General features: G+C 73.5%; 17 protein-coding genes. 5 read left to right on the forward strand and 12 right to left on the reverse strand.

The genetic code is table 11. The annotated features are described in order from the left end of the window. Positions 1–24: 24 nt before the first annotated feature. A complete protein-coding gene (locus ACLJOK_RS01130; RefSeq protein WP_410815573.1) occupies positions 25–633 on the forward strand; it encodes a TlpA family protein disulfide reductase in 609 nt (202 codons plus the stop codon). Continuing rightward, positions 630–1,565 carry a cytochrome c biogenesis CcdA family protein gene (locus ACLJOK_RS01135; protein WP_410815574.1) on the forward strand — a complete coding sequence of 312 codons (936 nt, stop codon included), beginning with the start codon at positions 630–632 and terminating at the stop codon, positions 1,563–1,565. Before ACLJOK_RS01130 ends, ACLJOK_RS01135 begins: the two co-directional genes overlap by 4 nt. On the opposite strand, the gene serS is transcribed toward ACLJOK_RS01135, so the two are convergent. The 5 genes from serS to ACLJOK_RS01160 form a co-directional block, all read right to left on the reverse strand. Next, positions 1,551–2,834 carry a serine--tRNA ligase gene (serS, locus tag ACLJOK_RS01140; protein WP_410819192.1) on the reverse strand — a complete coding sequence of 428 codons (1,284 nt, stop codon included), beginning with the start codon at positions 2,832–2,834 and terminating at the stop codon, positions 1,551–1,553. The two genes, ACLJOK_RS01135 and serS, sit on opposite strands and share 15 nt — an antisense overlap. 96 nt (positions 2,835–2,930) lie before the next feature. Beyond that, complete coding sequence (locus tag ACLJOK_RS01145; protein WP_410819194.1) at positions 2,931–3,995, reverse strand: MerR family transcriptional regulator; 1,065 nt, start codon at positions 3,993–3,995, stop codon at positions 2,931–2,933. A 43-nt stretch (positions 3,996–4,038) separates the two neighbouring features. After that, positions 4,039–5,235, reverse strand: coding sequence for a saccharopine dehydrogenase family protein (locus ACLJOK_RS01150; protein ID WP_410815575.1), 1,197 nt, complete (start codon positions 5,233–5,235; stop codon positions 4,039–4,041). A gap of 50 nt (positions 5,236–5,285) precedes the next feature. Next, complete coding sequence (locus tag ACLJOK_RS01155; protein WP_410815577.1) at positions 5,286–6,434, reverse strand: alcohol dehydrogenase catalytic domain-containing protein; 1,149 nt, start codon at positions 6,432–6,434, stop codon at positions 5,286–5,288. Then, positions 6,431–6,871, reverse strand: coding sequence for a hypothetical protein (locus ACLJOK_RS01160; protein WP_410815578.1), 441 nt, complete (start codon positions 6,869–6,871; stop codon positions 6,431–6,433). The genes ACLJOK_RS01155 and ACLJOK_RS01160 overlap by 4 nt, the downstream gene beginning before the upstream one ends. A 144-nt stretch (positions 6,872–7,015) precedes the next feature. Here ACLJOK_RS01160 and ACLJOK_RS01165 point away from each other — a divergent pair, with 144 nt between their 5' ends. Continuing rightward, positions 7,016–9,862 (forward strand): LuxR C-terminal-related transcriptional regulator, encoded by a 2,847-nt coding sequence (locus ACLJOK_RS01165; protein WP_410815579.1) that lies wholly within the window; start codon positions 7,016–7,018, stop codon positions 9,860–9,862. Positions 9,863–9,867: 5 nt separating this feature from the next. Here ACLJOK_RS01165 and ACLJOK_RS01170 read toward each other — a convergent pair whose 3' ends face one another. From ACLJOK_RS01170 to ACLJOK_RS01180, 3 genes are all read right to left on the reverse strand, one after another. After that, positions 9,868–10,416 carry a DsbA family protein gene (locus tag ACLJOK_RS01170; protein ID WP_410815580.1) on the reverse strand — a complete coding sequence of 183 codons (549 nt, stop codon included), beginning with the start codon at positions 10,414–10,416 and terminating at the stop codon, positions 9,868–9,870. Continuing rightward, complete coding sequence (locus tag ACLJOK_RS01175) at positions 10,413–10,910, reverse strand: redoxin domain-containing protein (RefSeq protein WP_410815581.1); 498 nt, start codon at positions 10,908–10,910, stop codon at positions 10,413–10,415. Before ACLJOK_RS01175 ends, ACLJOK_RS01170 begins: the two co-directional genes overlap by 4 nt. Positions 10,911–11,006: 96 nt before the next feature. Continuing rightward, positions 11,007–11,693, reverse strand: a complete 687-nt coding sequence (locus ACLJOK_RS01180; RefSeq protein ID WP_410815582.1) for a BON domain-containing protein — start codon at positions 11,691–11,693, stop codon at positions 11,007–11,009. Between the two features lie 357 nt (positions 11,694–12,050). On the opposite strand from ACLJOK_RS01180, the gene ACLJOK_RS01185 reads away from it, so the two are divergent. Continuing rightward, a complete protein-coding gene (locus ACLJOK_RS01185; protein WP_410815584.1) occupies positions 12,051–14,744 on the forward strand; it encodes a cellulose binding domain-containing protein in 2,694 nt (897 codons plus the stop codon). A 154-nt stretch (positions 14,745–14,898) separates the two neighbouring features. Here the strand turns inward: ACLJOK_RS01185 and ACLJOK_RS01190 are convergent, their stop codons facing one another. After that, complete coding sequence (locus ACLJOK_RS01190; RefSeq protein ID WP_410815586.1) at positions 14,899–15,297, reverse strand: hypothetical protein; 399 nt, start codon at positions 15,295–15,297, stop codon at positions 14,899–14,901. Positions 15,298–15,467: 170 nt separating this feature from the next. Next, complete coding sequence (locus tag ACLJOK_RS01195; protein WP_167457621.1) at positions 15,468–15,608, reverse strand: hypothetical protein; 141 nt, start codon at positions 15,606–15,608, stop codon at positions 15,468–15,470. Between the two features lie 385 nt (positions 15,609–15,993). Here ACLJOK_RS01195 and ACLJOK_RS01200 point away from each other — a divergent pair, with 385 nt between their 5' ends. Next, on the forward strand, positions 15,994–16,356 hold the full coding sequence (locus ACLJOK_RS01200) for an STAS domain-containing protein (protein ID WP_030330302.1): 363 nt from the start codon (positions 15,994–15,996) through the stop codon (positions 16,354–16,356). An 18-nt stretch (positions 16,357–16,374) separates the two neighbouring features. Here the strand turns inward: ACLJOK_RS01200 and surE are convergent, their stop codons facing one another. Both surE and ACLJOK_RS01210 read right to left on the reverse strand, forming a co-directional pair. Further along, positions 16,375–17,202 carry a 5'/3'-nucleotidase SurE gene (surE, locus tag ACLJOK_RS01205; RefSeq protein WP_410815587.1) on the reverse strand — a complete coding sequence of 276 codons (828 nt, stop codon included), beginning with the start codon at positions 17,200–17,202 and terminating at the stop codon, positions 16,375–16,377. Next, positions 17,199–18,176: a 1-phosphofructokinase family hexose kinase gene (locus tag ACLJOK_RS01210; protein ID WP_410815588.1), complete on the reverse strand. Its 978-nt coding sequence runs from the start codon at positions 18,174–18,176 to the stop codon at positions 17,199–17,201. The genes surE and ACLJOK_RS01210 overlap by 4 nt, the downstream gene beginning before the upstream one ends. Positions 18,177–18,347: the final 171 nt, after the last annotated feature.

The raw sequence follows: 18,347 nt of genomic DNA on the forward strand, positions 1-18,347 counted from the left end.
TTCCGGACCGGAACGGAGAAGCGGATGCGGATCAGCAGGGCGTGGACAGGGGCCGGGCAGCTACGCCGTGCCGCCACCGCCGGGGCGCTCGTGGTGGTCCTGTTCGGTGTCGCCGCCTGTACCGGCACCGCGCCGGGTGGGCCCGCCGCCGCCGGATCGGCCCCGGCCGCAACCGGCGCCCCGCCTACCACGGCGACCGGCGAACCACTCGCCGCCCCGGCTCAGGTCCCGGCCGTGCTGCGCTTCACCGGGACCACCCTCGGCGGTGCCGCGTTCGACGCGGCACAACTCGCCGGCAAACCGGTGGTGCTGTGGTTCTGGGCGCCGTGGTGCGCCACCTGCGCCAGCCAGGCCTGGACGGTGGCCGAGATCGAACCCCGGTACCGGGACACCGTGCCGATCGTCGGCGTCGCCGGGCTGGGCGAGCGCAAGGCCATGAAGGAGTTCGTCACCGAGTTCGACCTCGGCGCGACGCCACAGATCGAGGACACCAAGGGCGCGCTCTGGAAGCGGTTCAAGGTGACCGAGCAGAGCATCTTCGTGATCATCGACCGGAACGGCACTGTCGTCCACCAGGGCTTCCTGGACGGTGAGGCGCTCACCGCCAAGGTCGCCGCACTGGCCGAGGCGTGACCGCCACACTGCTGCTCGCGCTGACCGCCGGCATGCTCGGCGCGGTCAACCCGTGCGGCTTCGCGTTGCTGCCCGCGTACCTCTCGCTGTTGGTCGCCGGGACGTCGGACACCCGCGGCGCGGTCGGCCGCGCGCTCACCGCGGCGGCCGGGCTGACGCTGGGGTACGTGCTGGTGTTCGGCGCGTTCGGCCTGGCGCTCGCGCCGCTGGCCGGCTGGCTGCGGCCCCGGCTGCCGTGGCTGACAGTGGCGCTCGGTGTGCTGCTGGTCCTGGCCGGCTGCTGGTTGCTCGCCGGTCGGCGGCTGCCCGCCCCCGGCTGGTCCGCCCGGGCGCCCCGGCTGACCCGGTCCTGGCCGTCGATGGCGCTCTTCGGGGCCGCGTACGCGCTGGCGTCACTCGGCTGCGCCATCGCGCCGTTCCTGGCCATCGTGGTGACCAGCCTCCAGGCCGGCTCGACCGGTCAGGGGTTGGCGCTCTTCGGCGCGTACGCCCTCGGGATGGGTCTGGTGGTAGCTGTCGCCGCGCTCGGGGTGGCGCTGCTGCGCGACGGCCTGGTGGCCCGACTGCGCGTCGCCGGCGCGCTGGTGCCCCGCCTCAGTGGCCTGGTGCTGCTGCTCGCCGGCGGCTACGTCGCCTGGTACGGCTGGTATGAGCTGAGGCTGGCCGCCGGCCGCCGCGACGCGCTGCGCGACCCGGTAATCCAAGCGGCGTCCCAGCTACAACACAGAGTGGCCGACACCCTGGATGCCATCGGCCCAACCCTGCTGCTGGCCGCCCTAGCGGCCCTCCTGCTGGCAGCAGCCCTAACCCGCCCTCGCCCCCGCGATCGTGCAGTTCTGTCGCGACAAAAGCCGCGGAGCCCCGCTTTACGGAGGCCGAAACTGCAAGATCGACGGGGTGAGGGGACGGGTCCGGGGCTAGCGGGCGGTTAGGCGGTCGGTGCCTAGGCGGTCTTGGAGGACCTTGGGGATTAGGACACTGCCGTCGGCCTGCTGGTACTGCTCCAGGATGGCGGGGAAGAGCCGGCTCGTCGCCAGCGCCGAGCCGTTGAGGGTGTGCACGAAGCGGGTCTGCTTGCCGCCCGGCTCGCGGTAACGGATGGCCGCCCGACGAGCCTGGTAGTCGCCGGCCCAGGAGACCGACGACACCTCCTTGTACTTGCCGGTGCTCGGCATCCACACCTCGATGTCGAGGGTCTTCTTCATCGAGGCGCTGGCGTCACCGGCCGAGAGCAGCGTGCGCTGGTAGTGCAGACCCAGCCCCTCGACCAGGCTCTCGGCGTGGGCGAGCATCTCCTCCAGCGCCGCGTCGGCCTGCTCCGGCAGGGTGAACTGGAAAATCTCCACCTTGTTGAACTGGTGCCCCCGCACCGTGCCGCGCTCGTCCGAGTGCGAGCCGGCCGACTCGCGCCGGTAGCACGGGGTGTACGCGAATGCCTTCAGCGGCAGCTTCGGGGTCTCCAGGATCTCGTCCTGGTAGGCGCCGAGGATCGCCGTCTCCGACGTGGGCAGCAGGAACTGGCCACGCGGGGCGGACGCCGAGTCCAGGTGGTAGACGTCGTCGTAGAACTTGGGGAACTGCCCGGCGGCGAAACCGGCCGAATCCAGCAGCAGGTGCGGCGGGAGCAGGAACTCGTAGCCGGCCTTGATGTGCTGGTCGACGAAGTAGTTGAGCAGCGCCCACTCCAGCCGGGCGCCGATCCCGGTGTACATCCAGAAACCGGACCCACCGAGCTTGACCCCGCGCTCGTAGTCGACCAGGCCCAGCGCGCGGCTCAGCTCCACGTGGTCGCGGACCTTCTCGATCACCGGCGGCTCACCGAAGGTCTTCACCACCCGGTTGGCTTCCTTGCCGCCGGCCACGACGTCGTCGCTGGGCAGGTTGGGCAGCTCACTCATCGCGTCGCGCAGCCGGGCCTGCACCTCGTCCAGCTGGGACTCCAGCTCGGCGAGCTGCTTACGCTCCGCCTCCGGCGCGGCGGCCTGCGGCTCCTCGCCGGCCCGCTTCGCCTGCGCGTACGCCCGGGCCTCGGCCTTGCGGCGTTGCCGCTCGGCGTCGATCTCCGTGATCAGGGCGCGGCGTTCCTGGTCGAGCCGCTGGATCTCGTCCAGGGCACGGGTGACCTCGGCGGGATCCAGACGCTTCGCCAGCGCGGTTGCCACCGCCTCGCGATCCTTCCGGATCAACTCCATGTCGAGCATGCTGCTCCGTACGCCTCCGTCCGGGGTCACAGGTGAACCACCAGATGCTACCGTCGCGGGCTTTTCCTCCCGGGACGGGGAGTGCTGGCCGCCGGCTCAGAGCCGGATCGGCATGAGCACCGAGTAGGTGTCCGCGTCGTCCGGTCGGCGTACGGCCAGCGGGGCGATCGGCCCATCCAGCTCCAGCACCAGTTGCGGCGCGCCGGCCGCGTTCAGCGCGTCCAGCAGGTAACCACCGTCCACCCCGACCCGCAGCGCGTCGGTGCCCAGGTCGGCGGCGGGGAGCAGCCGCAGCCCGCCCCGATCGTCGACGCCGAGCACTGTGACCTCCCGGGTCGTGCCGTCGTGGTCGAGGGCGACGGTGGGGGCCGCCGGGTCGGCCAGCGCGGCGCGCAGCGCTGCCACGTCCACCGGGATCCGGCGCGCGGTCGGCCGCTCACCGACGGACTTACGCAGCAGCCGGTGATAGTCCGGGAAGTCGTACGGCAGGGCGGTGCCGGTCAGCGTGCTGTCGGCCACCCGCACCCGCAGGTCCGCGCCCGCCACTGTCAGCCGTACCGGCCAGGTGTCGGCGCTGTCGAGCAGTGGCCGGAGCTGATCGACGAGTGCCACCGGCAGGAACACCCGCACCGGCGGCCCGTCGACGTCGGCCACGGCCCGAGCCAGCGCGAGCCGGTACCTGTCGGTGGCGACGAGCCGGACGCCGTCGGACTCCACGTCGAACAGCACTCCGGCGAGCATCGGCAGCTCCCTGTCGACGCCGACGGCGAAGCGCACCGCGTCGAGCGCGGCGGCCAGGGCGGCGGGGGCGACCAGGAGCGTGGTGGCGGTCGGCGGGGCCGGGTCGACCAGGGCCCGGAGCCGGTCGACCTCGCGGCGTGCGTCGCTGAGCCCGTCGGCCAGCCGGCGCAGGTGCGCGTCGAGCAGTTGGTGCACCACTGCCGGCTCGGCGCGTACCGCGGCGGCGATCTCCGGCACCGGCATGCCGATCCGGCGCAGCCCGGCCACCAGCCGGGCCGGGGCGATCTGCTCCTGGGCATACCAGCGGTAGCCGGTCACCGGGTCGACCACTGTCGGCTCCAGCACCCCCGCCGAGTCGTAGAAGCGCAGGGCGCTGACGGTCAGGCCGCTGGCCCGGGCCAGCTCGCCGATGCTGTGCAGGTCGCTCACGCCAGGCATCCTGCCCCCTCGACCCGGTCGAGGGTCAAGCCGAGGGCTCCCGCGTCTCCTGCTTGAGCACCCGGAAGGTGAGCCCGGCCCGGACGAGCCGGTCGAACAGCGCGTCACCCATCGCGGCGACCGGGGTGAGCTGCCCGGCGGTCGGCGGCAGCTCGTCGAGCGCCAGGCACAGCGCCGACTCGGCGAGCATCTTCGCCGTCTCGTCGTAGCCGGGGTCACCGCCGGCGACCTCGGTGACCACCCGCTGCCCACCGCCGGTGCCGACGAACCGGACCCGGAACCAGGACGACGCCCGCTGCGCTGCCGTGGGCCCCTGCCCGGACGCGAGCCGGCCGAGCAGCCAGCGTCGGCTGGGCGGCAGCTTCACCAGCCCGATCAGCGCGCCGAGCCCGGCCGCCCCGGCCAGCACTGTGGGCAGCCGCTTCACCGCGGCGAAGTGGCGGTAGCGGAAGTCCGGGCCGTACTCCGGGCGGGCCGCGGCCGAGCGGCGGACCACCTGCGGGTCGATGGTCGGCAGTGGCACGGTCCAGATGCCCAGCTCCGCCGAGCGGGCGAGCCGGCCGGGCACCGCCCGGACCCGCCGGTCGGTGGGGCGCGGCTCGACCGCCCGGCGATCCCGGGCGGCCTGGCTGGCCTGCCCGGTACGGGAGAACGCGGTGAGCGCCGAGTGGTAGGTGCCGGCGGAGAACCGGCCGCCGGCGCGCACGTACCCGTCCACTGTGATCGGGACGTCGGCGGGCAGTTGCTTGATGGTGAACCAGACGCCCAGGTCGTGCGGGATGGAGTCGAAGCCGCAGGCGTGCACCAGCCGTGCGCCGGTGTCTGTCGCCTCGGCGTGGTGACGCACGTACATGAGGTCGACGAACTCCGACTCGCCGGTGATGTCCAGGTAGTCGGTGCCGGCCCGGGCGCAGGCCGCTACCAGCGGCTCCCCGTGGTGGACGTACGGGCCGACAGTGCTGGCCACCACCCGGGCGCTCTCCGCCACCGCCCGCAGGGAGTCGGCGTCGGTCACGTCGGCGGTGAGCAGCGGCAGGTCGGCCAGGCTCGGGTCGATAGCGGCGAGCCGGTCCCGTACGGCGGCGAGGCGCTGCGGGTTGCGCCCGGCCAACGCCCAGCGCAGCTCGGCCGGCGCGTGTCGGGCCAGGTATTCGGCGGTCAGGCCGCCGGTGAACCCGGTCGCTCCGAACAGCACCACGTCGTACGTTCGCTCGCCAGTCATCCTCAGAGTCTGCCATTCGTCGTCGCCGATCAGCGATCACGAGGAGGCGGTCACGGCGTGAACACGGCGCGTACGCAGCCGTCGACCCGGTCCCGGAACAGCGCGTACCCCTTGGGGCCCTGCGCCAACGGCAGCCGGTGGGTGGCCAGGTGTTCGGTCCGCAGCTCGTCGCGGGCCATCCGGTCCAGCAGCATCGGCACGTCCCGCAGATCCGGTCGGCCGACGCCGCGCAGCGTGAGCCGCCGCTCGGTCAGCGCGCCCAGCGGGAACGCGTCGACGAACCCGCCTGCCGTGCCGAGCACCACCACCACGCCGCCCTTGCGACACGCGTGCACGGCCTCCCGCAGCGCGTCCGGTCGGTCAGCGTGCTGGCCACCGAACCGGTCGGTCCTCGACCGGGCCGGTGGCGTGCCGACCGCCACCACGCACACGTCCGGCCCACGCCCCCCGCTGCGATCGCGCAGCTCGGCCGCGACGTCGCTGCGGCGGTAGTCGAGCGGCTCGGCGCCGGAGTGCCGCTCGGCCATCCGCAACCGCTCCTCGTGCCGGTCCACGACCAGCGCCCGGGCGGCACCGCGCAGCATCGCCGCCCGGGCGGTCAACTGGCCCACCGCCCCGGCGCCCCAGATCGCCACCACGTCGCCGGGACGCACCGCACCCAACTCGGCGGCGAGCCACCCGGTCGGCGCCACGTCGGCGGCGAACACCGCCCGGTCGTCGTCGACGGCGTCCGGCACCCGGAAGGCGCTCACGTCGGCGTACGGCACCCGCACGTACTCGGCGTGGCCGCCCGCGAAGCCGCCCGCCGCCCGGGGCCGGCCGAAGCAGCCGGCGTCGGAGCGGGCCCAGTCGGGGTCGGCGCTGGGCAGGTCGGCATGGGCGTTGTCGCAGCAGGAGTGCAGGCCCTGGCGGCAGTACCAGCAGCCGCCGCAGGCCACGCTCGCGCCGACGACCACCCGATCGCCGGCGCGGTGTCGGCGGACCTCGGGGCCGACCTCGACCACCTCGCCCAGGAACTCCGCGCCGAGCACCTCACCGGGCCGCAGCAGCGGGTGCCGGCCGGCCAGCAGCGGCAGGTCACCTCCGCAGGTGGCGCTGCGCCGGACCCGGACGATGACGTCACGCCCGTTGCGCAGCTCCGGGTCGGGCACCTCGCGTACCGCCAGCTCGTCGTCGGCCACCCAGCACAGCGCCCTCACCCGTGGACCCCGGGGCGGTCCAGCGCGGAGCGGTCCGCGCGGAGCACCTCACCGGCCTCCACCCGTTGCTTGATCTGGCGCAGTGTCCGGCGGATCAGCAGACCCGGGTCGTCGCCGACCAGGTGCGCGGCCAGCCCGGTGGGCGGGGTGACGCCGGCCAAGGGCCGGGCGGCCAACTCGGTGCCCCGGTCGCCGGGCGCCGGGCGCACCCGCACCTCGACCGCCCCGTCCAGGCGGCGCAGCGGCTCCGGCCAGCGGCCGTCCGGAAGCACCTGCTCCGGCGGCCGGTCGACGGTCACCACCTCCCACCGGGCCGGCGCGGCGGCGTCGCCGTCCGCGCCGGGCCGGCCACCCCGATGGGGTACGCGCAGCAACCGCGCCGCCCCGGCCAGCGCCGCGCCCCCGAGGGCGGGTCCCGCCCGCGCCAGCCGTCCCATCGGTACCACCCGTCCTCCCGGTTCACGTCCCCCGATCGTCGGTCGCTCCCGGGTGAAGCGCGCTCGCCCGGAAGGGGTGAACCGGCCCGTGCCGGGTAACCGCTCGCCGACCGGGGGCGGAGCGCGTGGTGGGGGTGGGGCTGGGTGCCGGAACAGGAACACGTACGCGTCGAACCGGCACCGGGGCCAGCGCTGTTGGCGTCCCGGCTGACGCCGGCCGTGCCGCCGGAGCCGGTGGTGGCGCGGCCCCGCCTGCTGCGCCGGTTGGACGAGGGCAGCAGGGGACCTGTCACAGTGGTGGCCGCCCCCGCCGGCTGGGGCAAGACCACCCTGCTCGCCTCCTGGGTGCGGCTGGGCGGCGCGCCGTCCGACGTGGAGCCGGGCGCTGTGGTGCCGGACTCCGGCGACCTGTCGGTTTCGTCGGCTGACGACCCGGTCTCGGCATGGATGTCGGTGGAGGCCGGCGACGACTCCGACCGGCTCTGGGCGTACCTCGCTGCGGCGTTGCGCTCGGCGACCGGGGCGACGGAGGGCGGCCCGGTGCCCGGCCGGCCGCCGCGCTCCGACCAACTGGAGGCGCTGGCCGCCACGCTCGCCGCCGCCGACCGGCCGGTGCTGCTGATCCTGGACGATCTGCACCGGGTCGCCGACCCGGCGGCGTTGACCGGCCTGGAGTTCCTGCTGCGGCACGCCGGACGCCGACTCCGTCTGGTGATCGGCGCGCGGGCCGGACTGCACCTGCCACTGCACCGGCTCCGCCTCGCCGGCGAGCTGACCGAGATCGGCCCGGACGAACTGGCGTTCACCGACGACGAGGTGGCCGACCTGCTCACCGCCCACGCCGCCGCGCTGCCGGCGACCGCCGTGCGCCGGCTGCGGGAGCGCACCGGCGGCTGGCCGGCCGCGCTGCGCATCGCCGCCCTGGCGGTACGCGGACAACCCGACCCGGAGCGCTGGGTGGCGCAGTTCGGCGGAGACCAGCCGGAGATCGCCGGCTACCTGCACGAGGAGGTGCTGGCGACGCTCGACCCGACCCAGGCGGACCTGTTGCGCCGTGTCGCCGTCGTCGACACCGTCTGCGCCGACCTGGCCGAGGCGTTGACCGGCCGCGCCGACGCCGGGCAGGCGCTGGCCGACCTGGCCGGGACCGGTGGTCTGCTGCACCGGGAGGACACCCGCCCGCCCTGGTACCGGTGCGAGTCCCTGCTCGCCGACCTGCTCCGCGCCGACCTGGCCCGGTTGCCCGCCGACGAGCTGCGCAAGCTGCACGCCCGGGCCGCCGACTGGTACGCGGGAGACGGCCGGCCCGCCGACGGTCTGCGGCACGCCCTGGCCGCCGGCCGCTGGGACCTGGCCGGTGACCTGTTCGTCGCGCACTGGCCGGAGCTGACCCGCTACGACCGGGACCCGGTGCACGCCCCGGCACCCGCGCCGCCGCCGGCGGAGGTGATCCGCGCCGACCCGGAGGTGGCGTTGGCCTGCGCCGCCGAGCGCGCGTACGCCGGTGCCCTGTCGGCCGCCACCGGTCACCTGCGGACCGCCGCCGGGCAGGCCGCGGGACTGCCGGTGCCGCGCCGGGACCGGTTCCTGCGGTTGGTCACCGCGCTGGAGTTGACGGTGGCCCGGCTCGCCGACGACCGCGCTGAGGTTCGGGCCGCCGCCGCTCGCCTGCTGCGCACCCGCCCGGCGGAGGCCATGCCGACCCGGCTGCCGACAGGGGTGACCGGTTCCGCCCCGACGGCCGGTGGTGGCGGCGCCGCCGACGACCTGGACCTGCGGGCGTTCACAGGCACCGCGCTGGGGCTGGTCGAGTTGGCCGACGGGGCGCTGCCCACCGCCCGGTTCGTTCGGGCCCGGGCGGCGGCGCGGGAGGCCGGCCGACAGCGCACCGAGCTGGTCGCCGCGAGCCGAGCGGCGCTGCTGCTCGCGGTGCGCGGCGAGCTGCGGGCAGCCGAGCAGGCGGCCCGGGACGCGCTCGGCATGCCGCCCTGTCGGGGCTGGTCCTGTCGGCTCGACTGCTGCCACGCCTACCTGGCTCTCGCCGTGGTGGCGCTGCTGCGCGACCAGCCCGAGGAAGCCACAGCGAACCTCGCCCTCGCCCTCCCGGCGCTCGACGCTGCGGGCGGCTGGGCCGGCAACCCCGAGGTGGGCGACGACTGGCTGGTCGCCGCCTCCGACGAACCGGTGGCGGCGGCGGTGGCCGCGCTGTGCCGGGCGCAGCTGCGCCGCGACTCCGGTGACCCGGCGGCCGGTCAGCGGCTGCTCGTCCGGGCCCGGGAGGCGCTGGCCGACCGGCCGTCCGCCGCCGAGGTGACCGGTCTGTTGCGGGCCGCCGAAGCCGAACTGCGGGCCGCGCGAGGCGACCTGGACTCCGCCCGCGACCTGCTGGCCGACGCCGCCGACGAGGGGGCCGACCCGGTGCTCGCTGTGACGTTGGCGAAGGTGCAACTGCTGGCCGGCGACGCCGGCGCCGCCGGGCGGACCCTGCCGGACTGGCAGGCACCGGCCGCCACGGCCTGGCCGCTACCGGTACGCCTGGACGCCGGTCTTGTGGACGCGGTGCTGGCCGAACGCGCCGGGGACGGACGTCGGGCGGGTCGGATCCTGGAGCAGACGCTGGACCTGGCCGGCCCGCAGGGCTGCCGGAGGGTCTTCACCCGTGCCCAACCACAGGTCCGGGACCTGCTGGCCGTGCACCTGGACGCGGGCACCGCGCACTTCGCGCTGGTCAGTGACCTGGTGCGGGGGGCCGGGCAGAGCACCCCCGGGCCGGCGGCCGGGCCGAGGGGCGCGCTCGACGAGCCGCTCACCGAGCGGGAGCTGACCATCCTGCGCTACCTCCAGAGCATCCTGTCCAACGTGGAGATCGCCAGCGAGTTGTCCCTCTCGGTCAACACCGTGAAGACCCACGTCCGCAACATCTACCGCAAACTCGACGCGACCCGCCGGCGCGAGGCGGTCCGGCGGGCGCGCGAGTTGCGGCTGATCTAAGCGGGTCAGGCGTTGGCGGCGGCGTCCGCGGCCGTCAGCAGGTCGGGCAGGTCGTACCCGCCGTCGTGCCTGATGCCGTTGACGAACAGGGTGGGGGTGCCGTTCACCCCGCTGCGGATGCCCCCCACGAAGTCCCGGCGCACCCGGTCCGCGTGCGAACGGTTCTCCACCTCGGCGTTCAACTCGTCCGGCGGCAACCCGACCTGCTCGACGCCGAGCGAGAGGTGCACCGGGTCGAGCTGGTCCTGATGCTCGTAGAGCCAGTCGTGCATCTCCCAGAACCGGCCCCGAACCCCGGCGGCCTCGGCCGTCTCGGCGGCCCGTTCGGCGTACGGGTGCACGTTGGCGATCGGGAAGTACCGGTAGACCAGCCGTACGGTGTCGGCCCGCTGCCGCAGCAACTCGTGCAGGTTCGGGTATGCGGCACCGCAGAACTGGCACTGGAAGTCGCCGTACTCGACGATTGTCACCGCCGCGTCGGCCGGCCCCCGGATGTGGTCGTCGGTGGTCACCGGGTCTCGCAGTCGGGCGGTGACCTGCAGTGGCGTGCTCATCCGGCCATCACCTTCCGATCGGCGGCGAGTCGGTCCAGCGCGTCGAAGATGCCGTCGGCGCCGGGGTTGACCTCGGGCGGCGACAGGTAGCTCCAGGTCACCTTCCCCGCCGGGTCCAGCACGACCAGCGCGCGGGCCGCCTCACCGTTCGGCATGTACGCGCCGTAGCTGCGGGCCACCTCGCCCTTGGGCTCGAAGTCGGCCAGCAGGGGAAAGTCGATGCCCCGGCTCTCCGCGAACGCCCGGTGGGACCAGATGCTGTCCACCGACAGGCCGAGCACCACCGCCTGGTACTGGGCGAAGACGGGTGCCGCCGACTGGTAGAGCGACATCTGGTCGCCGCAGACCGGGCTCCAGTCGGCGGGGTAGAAGGCGAGCACGACCGGCCGGCCACGGAACTGCTCGGGCCCTAGCAGGGCCCCGTCCGGGGTGGCCGGCAGGGTGAATCCGGGCGCGGTTTGCCCCGGTTGAATCAGCCCGTTCGGATCACTCATGCCACCAGCCTGCTCCCGGGGTGGGTGAGGTGGGCTCACCCACCCCGGGTGGTTCCGCGCCAGCTCAGCGCCCGCTGATCGGGCGCCCGCGTCCGCTCAGCGCAGCACCGGGGCGACAGCTATGTGGTTCTGCACCTCCCGGATGCCCGGCGCGGACCAGGCCACCTGCTCGACCTCGGCCCGTTCGGGCATCGAGTGCACCAGCCCGGCGAGTATCGCGGTGTCGCCGTGCACCCGGACGCTGATCCGTTCGGCCTCGGTCGCTCCGGCCCGGGCGAGGGCGTCGACGATCCGGTCGGCCAGGTTGCGGGCGTCCGGCTCGGTGGCCGGTCGGACGGTGATGCCGTTGCTCACCCCGCGTACGCCGGTCAGTCGGGCGACAGCGCGTTCGGCGGCTCGGCGCTGGTACTCCCACTCGACGTCGCCGTGCAGCGTCACCCAGCCGGCCGAGACGGTGACCTGGAGCTTCTCGATGGGCACGAACGCGTCCCACTCCAGCCCGTGGCTGGCCGCGGCGGCCAGGTCGCTGTCGGCGCGCTCGGTGCCGTTGGTGAGCTGCACGGCCACGTCGTTGGCGACGGCCCGGACCGAGGTGACCCGGTGGGCGGCCCGTTCGGCGGCCCATTTCTTGGCGTAGCTGTCCACGCGGCCGGTCAGGGTGACGACGCCCTCGGCGACGGTCACGCCGATCTCGTGCGGCTGCACCCGCGGTTCCCAGGTCAGCTCGTCGAGCACGGCGGACTGGATGTCCTGGTCGGTGCGGTTGATCTCCGCGATGGCCATCTGTCCCTCCTCCGCTGTTCGATGGCGGACCGGGTGCTGGCCGCGGCCGGAGGTCCGCCGTGCTGCGATCCTGCCGCCGCCGCGGGTGAGTCGCCCTCGCCCGGACCGGGTGACGGCGCGGCCCGACCTGGGCGGCACGGGTGGGAAGCGGGGACGAACATCGATGGTGGGAGCGCTTCCAAAGCGAGCGTGTTTCGGTTACGGTAATCGCGTTCCTCGATCGCGGGAGCCGTCGCGTCGGGTGGTGGAGCCAGGGCAGCTCCGCCCGTCCCCGTCGTCGTGCTCGTCCCCCGGGCCACGGCGTCACCCAGGCGATCGACCCCGTCCCCCGGGGCTCCATCCCGAGAGGAACCGCAGATGCGGAGAAGTCTCGCCGGCACGGTCGTGTCCGTGTTGGCCGCCGCCACGGCCGTCGTGGTGGTCCCGTTCACCGCCGCTGGGTCGGCCCCCACCCCGGCCGCAGCGGAGGCGTACACCTGGCGGAACGTCCCGGTGGGCGGTGGCGGCTTCGTACCCGGCATCGTCTTCAACCCCACCGAGAAAAACCTCATCTACGCGCGCACCGACATCGGCGGGGCGTACCGCTGGGAACAGACCAGCCAGTCCTGGACGCCGCTGCTCGACTGGGTCGGCGCCGACCGGTGGGGCTACAACGGCGTGGTCAGCATCGCCACCGACCCGGTGCAGACCAGTCGGGTGTACGCCGCAGTCGGCATGTACACAAACGGCTGGGACCCGAACAACGGCGCGATTCTGCGCTCGTCCGACAAGGGCGCCACCTGGCAGGCCACCGAGTTGCCGTTCAAGAACGGCGGCAACATGCCGGGCCGGGGAATGGGGGAGCGGCTCGCCGTCGACCCCAACCGGAACAGCATCGTGTACTACGGCGCCGAGGGCGGCAACGGGCTGTGGCGCAGCACCGACCACGGCGTGACCTGGGCCCGCGTCGCCGCCTTCCCCAACGTCGGCAACTACCGGGCGGACCCCAGCGACCCGAACGGCTACAACGGGCAGAACCAGGGCCTGACCTGGGTCAGTTTCGACAAGAGCACCGGCACCGCCGGCTCCACCACGCAGACCATCTACGTGGGCGTGGCGGACAAGGAGAACCCGGTCTACCGCAGCACCGACGGCGGCGTCACCTGGGCGCGCATCGCCGGTCAGCCCACCGGCTACCTGGCCCACAAGGGGGTCGTCGACCCGGTCGGTGGTCACCTCTACATCGCCACCAGCGACACCGGCGGCCCGTACGACGGCGGCAAGGGCGACGTCTGGAAGTTCACCCGGTCGACCGGGGCCTGGACGCGGATCAGCCCGGTGCCCTCCACCAGCGCCGACGCCTACTTCGGCTACAGCGGGCTGACCATCGATCGGCTTCGTCCGAACACCCTGCTGGTGGCCACCCAGGTTTCCTGGTGGCCGGACGCCATCTTCTTCCGCAGCACCGACGGTGGGGCGACCTGGACGCGGATCTGGGAGTTCAGCAACTACCCGGAGAGGTCCCGCCGCTACACCATGGACATCAGTTCGGTGCCCTGGTTGACCTTCGGTCTCAACCCGGCACCCCCGGAGGACGCGCCCAAGCTCGGCTGGATGAACGAGTCGGTGGAGATCGACCCGCACGACTCCAACCGCATGATGTACGGCACCGGCGCCACCATCTACGGCACCACCGACCTGACCAAGTGGGACACCGGCGGTCAGTTCACCCTCCGGCCGATGGTCCGGGGGCTGGAGGAGACCGCCGTCCTCGACCTGATCAGCCCGCCCAGCGGCGCACCCCTGATCAGCGCTCTCGGCGACGTCGGCGGCTTCCGACACACCGCCCTGGACGCGATCCCGTCGATGCTGTTCACCCAGCCGGTGTTCACGACCACCACCAGCCTGGACTACGCCGAGAGCAAGCCCGCGGTGCTGGTGCGAGCCGGCAACTTCACCGACGCCGACCGGCCCAACGACAGTCATGTCGCCTTCTCCACCGACGGCGGCGCCACCTGGTTCCAGGGCACCGAACCGTCCGGGGTCAACCAGGGCGGCACTGTGGCCGCCGCGGCAGACGGCAGCCGCTTCGTCTGGGCACCCGGCGACGCGGGCCAACGCGTTGTCCACTCGGTCGGTTTCGGCAACTCCTGGACAGCGTCGACCGGCATCCCGGCGAACGCCACCATCGAGTCCGACCGGGTCGACCCCACCCGGTTCTACGGCTTCAGCGGCGGGCGTCTTTACCTGAGCACCGACGGCGGGGCCAGCTTCACCCCGACGGCAGCGACCGGGCTGCCCACCACCGACGTGCGGTTCAAGGCCCTGCCGGGCCGGGCCGGCGAACTGTGGCTGGCCGGGCCCGGTGGTCTGTGGCGCTCCACCGACGCCGGCGCCAGCTTCACCAGGCTGGGTGGCGTCAGCGCCTCCGGCAACGTCGGTTTCGGCAAGGCGGCACCCGGGCGGACCAACCCCGCCGTGTTCCTCTACGGCACGGTGAACGGTCAACCGGGCGTGCACCGCTCCGACGACGCCGGCGCGACCTGGGTACGCGTCAACGACGACCGCCACCAGTACGGCAATCCGACCGAGGCGCTGACCGGCGACCCGCGTGTCCACGGTCGGGTCTACCTCGGCACCAACGGTCGCGGCATCCTGGTCGCCGACCCCACCAGCGGCGAGCCCCCGACCACGCCACCCCCGACCACTCCGCCCCCGACCACGCCACCCCCGACCACTCCGCCGCCGACCACCCCGCCGCCGTCCGCCGGTTGCGCGGCGACCTACCGGGTGACCGGCTCCTGGTCAGGCGGCTTCCAGGCCGAGCTGGCGGTCCGCAACACCGGAAGCGCCCCCATCGCTGGCTGGACGCTGGGCTGGACCTTCGCCGACGGCCAGCGCATCGACCAGCTCTGGGGCGGCACCCACACCCAGACCGGGGCCGTCGTGTCGGTTCGGGACAGCGGCTGGAACGGCGCGCTCGCCGCCGGGGCCAGCACCACCGCCGGTCTCCTCGGCTCGTGGACCGGCAGCAACACGTCCCCCGCCGCCGTCACCTGCACGAGTCGCTGAGCGGGTGATCCGGGCCGGGACCCCGGATCACCATCAGACACCGGTCCGCCGGGCCGCCTGAGGGGTCCGGCACCCGGCGGACCGGTCCACCCCAGCACCCACTGCGGGCCCCGCTCGACCTGAGTCGATCGGGGCCCGCAGTGGGTGCTGTCGGTCAGATGGCGGGGGAGTTGGGACGGTCGACGTCGACGAAGTCCACGTCGTCGACGGCGCGGTCGTCCCGGCTGCCGGCGGCCCGAGCGGCGGAGCCGACAGCCCAGCCGACCGCCGCGCCGACGAGTGCGGCGCCGATCAGGAGCGTCCAGGGCAGTGCCGGCTGGCGGCCGGCGAGCGCGTCGAAGGCCAGCGAGGCACGGCGGCGCGCCTCGTCGGCAGCGGATCCCACCAGGTCGCCCGCCCCGTCGGCGAGGTCGCTGCTGTTCTGGCGGGCCGAGCGGGCGGTGTCCCGCACGCTGTCCCCGGCGTAGCTGACGGCCGAGAGCAGGTGCTCCCAAGCCTGGTCCGCAATCCGCTCCGGCTTGCTGCGACGGTCCAGCAGGTTGGTTCCGAACATCGTGGTTACCTCCTCAGGTGCCGAAGCCGCCGGCCACTTCGGACTTCGGCGTCTTTCCAGCGCGTCACGGTGTCGCCTACCCCGCAGTGCCCCGCGTCAGCCGGACGCAAACCCCGACCTCCGCGCAGCACCGGTAGCTCGGCGCTCCGGAGCCCGGCGTGCCAGCCGACTCAGCGCACCGCTGAGACGGCGACACCTCGGGCGAAGTCGTCGTCATCGTCGTCATCATCGCCTCCGCCACCGAAACCGCAGGCCAGGACGAGGGCGAGTAGAACACCGACGCCGGCCAGTCCGGCAAGTCGCTTGATCATTGAAGATCCTCTCCGTCGCGTGGTGTCCCGGCCGATGCTAGGGCGTGTCGGCAACCGGCGGCGCGGATCGCGCCGGCCAGCGGTGGGCGACACGCCGACGGCACACGGGGCAGGCGTACGTCCTGAGCCGCTTGTCGGGTGCGCCGGGTCCGGACCGCTACCCTGGTTCGGCGGTGCGTCGGTCACGACCGATCGGCGGTGCTCAGATAACGAAAAGTCTTGAGTAATCAGATACTGAAAAGTACGGATATGGGTCGCTTTGTGGGCCCGGATCCGCGAATTGCTCATCCCGAGGGGTGGCGACCGAGGCCGTCGGAGGAATACTCTCGGTCGCGGCCCGCGTACTGATGAGGCGCCCGGGGGACGGGCGGGTGGAGGTGCTCGCGTGAGCCTGTCGATCGTGAAGTCGGTTCTGTCCGGTGGTGTCGTGGAGATAGCCCCGCGGGGCGAGATCGACGTCGACACAGCGTACGAGGTGCGCGAAGCGATCGCAGAGGTGCTGGCCAAGGGCCGCCCGCTGCGCATCGAACTCAACATGAGGTTGGTCACCTTCATCGACTCGGTCGGCATCAGCGCCATGGTCGCCGGCTTCCAGACAGCCGAGGTCAGCGACGTCAAGCTGGTGGTCACCGAGCCGAGCCGGTTCGTGCACCGACAGCTCTGGGTGACCGGCCTGCTCGGCCTCTTCGGCGCCCCGGAGCCCTACTTCGCCGGCGCTGCCACCCCCGAGGTGCTGCCCGGCGCCTGAGCGCACCGGGCGTCTCTGTCAGGGCTGCTCGTCCAGACCGGTCAGGTCGATGTCGGTCGCCTCGGTGACCGCTCGGATGGCCGTCACCGACGCGTACCCGGCGGCGAGCAACGCCACGTCCGTGCCCGGCTGCGCGGCCTGCCCCGGCTCCTCCAGCGAGGTACGGACGAACCCGTGGCCGGATTCGGCCACCGTCATCTGCACCTGACCGAAGCTGGCCAGGGTCCCGCGCCGCACCCCGCGCAGCTGCCCGTGCGGCAGGTCCGGGGTGTTCACGTTGAGCACGCTCTCCATCGGCGCGGAGGTCAACCGGGGGAGCAGATCCAGGGCGACCCGCGCGGCGGTGCTCCAGTGCCGCTCGGCGTCGCGTACCCGGGCGGCGGCGTCCACGGCGGCGCCACCGCTCGCGGCCGTCGCCTCGCCGGCGGAGAGCACGTCCAGGGAGACCGCCATTGCCCGGCAGCCGTTGGTGGCGGCGGTGAACGCGGCGCCCACGGTCCCGGAGTGCAGCACCGCCCGGCCGGCGTTGGCGCCCCGGTTGACGCCGGAGAGCACCACCGACGGCGGTGGGCCGAACGCCCCGTGCAGGGCGATCAGCGTGATGAAGCCCGGTGACCCGGCGACCCCGTACGCCGGCACACCCGCCAGGTCCGGCAGCGGGTGCTCGTTCACGACGACTCGCCCGTCGCGTTCCATCGCGCTCATCGCGGCGCTGGTGCCGCTCGCCTCCTCCATCGGCGCGGCCACCACCACGTCCAGGCCTCGCTGCCGGGCAGCCCAGGCCAGTGCCTGGATGCCCGGCGCCGCGATCCCGTCGTCATTGGTGATCAACACCCGAACTGTCATCGCTCGACCACCCGCTCGGCCAACTCGTCCGGGGTGGTCCGCTCCTGTTGCCGGCTGTCCGCCGGCACCAGCCGGACGCGGTCCACCAGGCCGGTGATCGAGTCCAGCCGCCCGGTGCCCAGGCCGTGCCGGGTCACGTTCAGCGCGCCAGCGGCGGCGCCGGTGCGAATGGCGGTCCGAATGTCACCGCCCCTGGCCACGACGGCCGCCACTCCGGCGGTCATCGAGTCACCCGCGCCACGCGGGTCGGCGGCCTCCAGCCTCGGCATCTCGACCTGGAACAGTTCCCCGTCGATGAGCGCCAACGCTGGCTGGTCGGCGCGGCTCACCACCACAGTCTCGGCGCCGCCCGCGTGCAGCTCGTACATGGCCCGGGTCAACTCCTCGGTGTCGTCGCTGCGGGCGCGACCGTCGCGGATCAACTCCTCGTGACTCACCTTGAGGAAGAACACCCCGCTCTCCAGCACCGAACCGAGGTGATCGCCGGAGAGGTCCACCACCACCCGGCCGCCGTTCGCGCCGAGGTCGGCGGCGAAGCGTCGGTACAGGTCGGCTGGTACGAGCCACGGTTCGTTCGGCCCACTGAGGATGCTCACCGAGGCCCGCAGGCCCTCGCCGAGGGCGAGGTTGTACAGCTCGTCTATCTCATGCCGGCTCAGCGGCTGCCCGGGCACGTCGGCGATCTCCTGCCGGGAGCCCTCGCGGCGATCGTGCACGTATCCGCCGCTGCCGGAGTCACGGACCACCACCTTGAGGTCCACGCCCTCGCTGACCAGCAGCGGCTCCAGCACCTGGCCGATCTCACCGCCGAGGGCGGCGCACAGCACCACGTCGACACCGAGGGAGATCACCATCCGGGCCTGCCAGACGCCCTGCCCGCCGGGGTGCAGGTGCAGCTCGGGGTGGTCGTTGGGCTGGTCCACGGTCACCGTCAGCTGTGGAGTGGGTGCGAAGACCATCACGTGCCCACTCATCAGTCGTCGCCGTTCATGCTGGCCGCCCTCCGGCATCTTCGGAAGATTTTGTACTAACCGACCTTAATGGCGCAGGGGGTGACAGGTCGCCGCATCTGCCCGGTCCGGCGCGGCGCTGAGGGGACGTGGGGCGTTGCCAGCCAGACATCGGTACGGGACGATCGGGCGACC

Origin of the sequence: Micromonospora sp. 050-3 (genome assembly GCF_046549335.1) — a bacterium.
Classification (GTDB): Bacteria; Actinomycetota; Actinomycetes; order Mycobacteriales; family Micromonosporaceae; genus Micromonospora; species Micromonospora trifolii.

What these genes read in the sequence shown, in the direction of transcription:
- ACLJOK_RS01190 (WP_410815586.1), bottom strand. Translation starts at nt 15,297, where the DNA reads ATGTTCGGAACCAACCTGCTGGACCGTCGCAGCAAGCCGGAGCGGATT.
- ACLJOK_RS01185 (WP_410815584.1), top strand. Translation starts at nt 12,051, where the DNA reads ATGCGGAGAAGTCTCGCCGGCACGGTCGTGTCCGTGTTGGCCGCCGCC.
- ACLJOK_RS01210 (WP_410815588.1), bottom strand. Translation starts at nt 18,176, where the DNA reads ATGAGTGGGCACGTGATGGTCTTCGCACCCACTCCACAGCTGACGGTG.
- ACLJOK_RS01160 (WP_410815578.1), bottom strand. Translation starts at nt 6,871, where the DNA reads ATGGGACGGCTGGCGCGGGCGGGACCCGCCCTCGGGGGCGCGGCGCTG.
- ACLJOK_RS01170 (WP_410815580.1), bottom strand. Translation starts at nt 10,416, where the DNA reads ATGAGCACGCCACTGCAGGTCACCGCCCGACTGCGAGACCCGGTGACC.
- ACLJOK_RS01130 (WP_410815573.1), top strand. Translation starts at nt 25, where the DNA reads ATGCGGATCAGCAGGGCGTGGACAGGGGCCGGGCAGCTACGCCGTGCC.
- surE (WP_410815587.1), bottom strand. Translation starts at nt 17,202, where the DNA reads ATGACAGTTCGGGTGTTGATCACCAATGACGACGGGATCGCGGCGCCG.
- ACLJOK_RS01180 (WP_410815582.1), bottom strand. Translation starts at nt 11,693, where the DNA reads ATGGCCATCGCGGAGATCAACCGCACCGACCAGGACATCCAGTCCGCC.
- serS (WP_410819192.1), bottom strand. Translation starts at nt 2,834, where the DNA reads ATGCTCGACATGGAGTTGATCCGGAAGGATCGCGAGGCGGTGGCAACC.
- ACLJOK_RS01175 (WP_410815581.1), bottom strand. Translation starts at nt 10,910, where the DNA reads ATGAGTGATCCGAACGGGCTGATTCAACCGGGGCAAACCGCGCCCGGA.
- ACLJOK_RS01195 (WP_167457621.1), bottom strand. Translation starts at nt 15,608, where the DNA reads ATGATCAAGCGACTTGCCGGACTGGCCGGCGTCGGTGTTCTACTCGCC.
- ACLJOK_RS01150 (WP_410815575.1), bottom strand. Translation starts at nt 5,235, where the DNA reads ATGACTGGCGAGCGAACGTACGACGTGGTGCTGTTCGGAGCGACCGGG.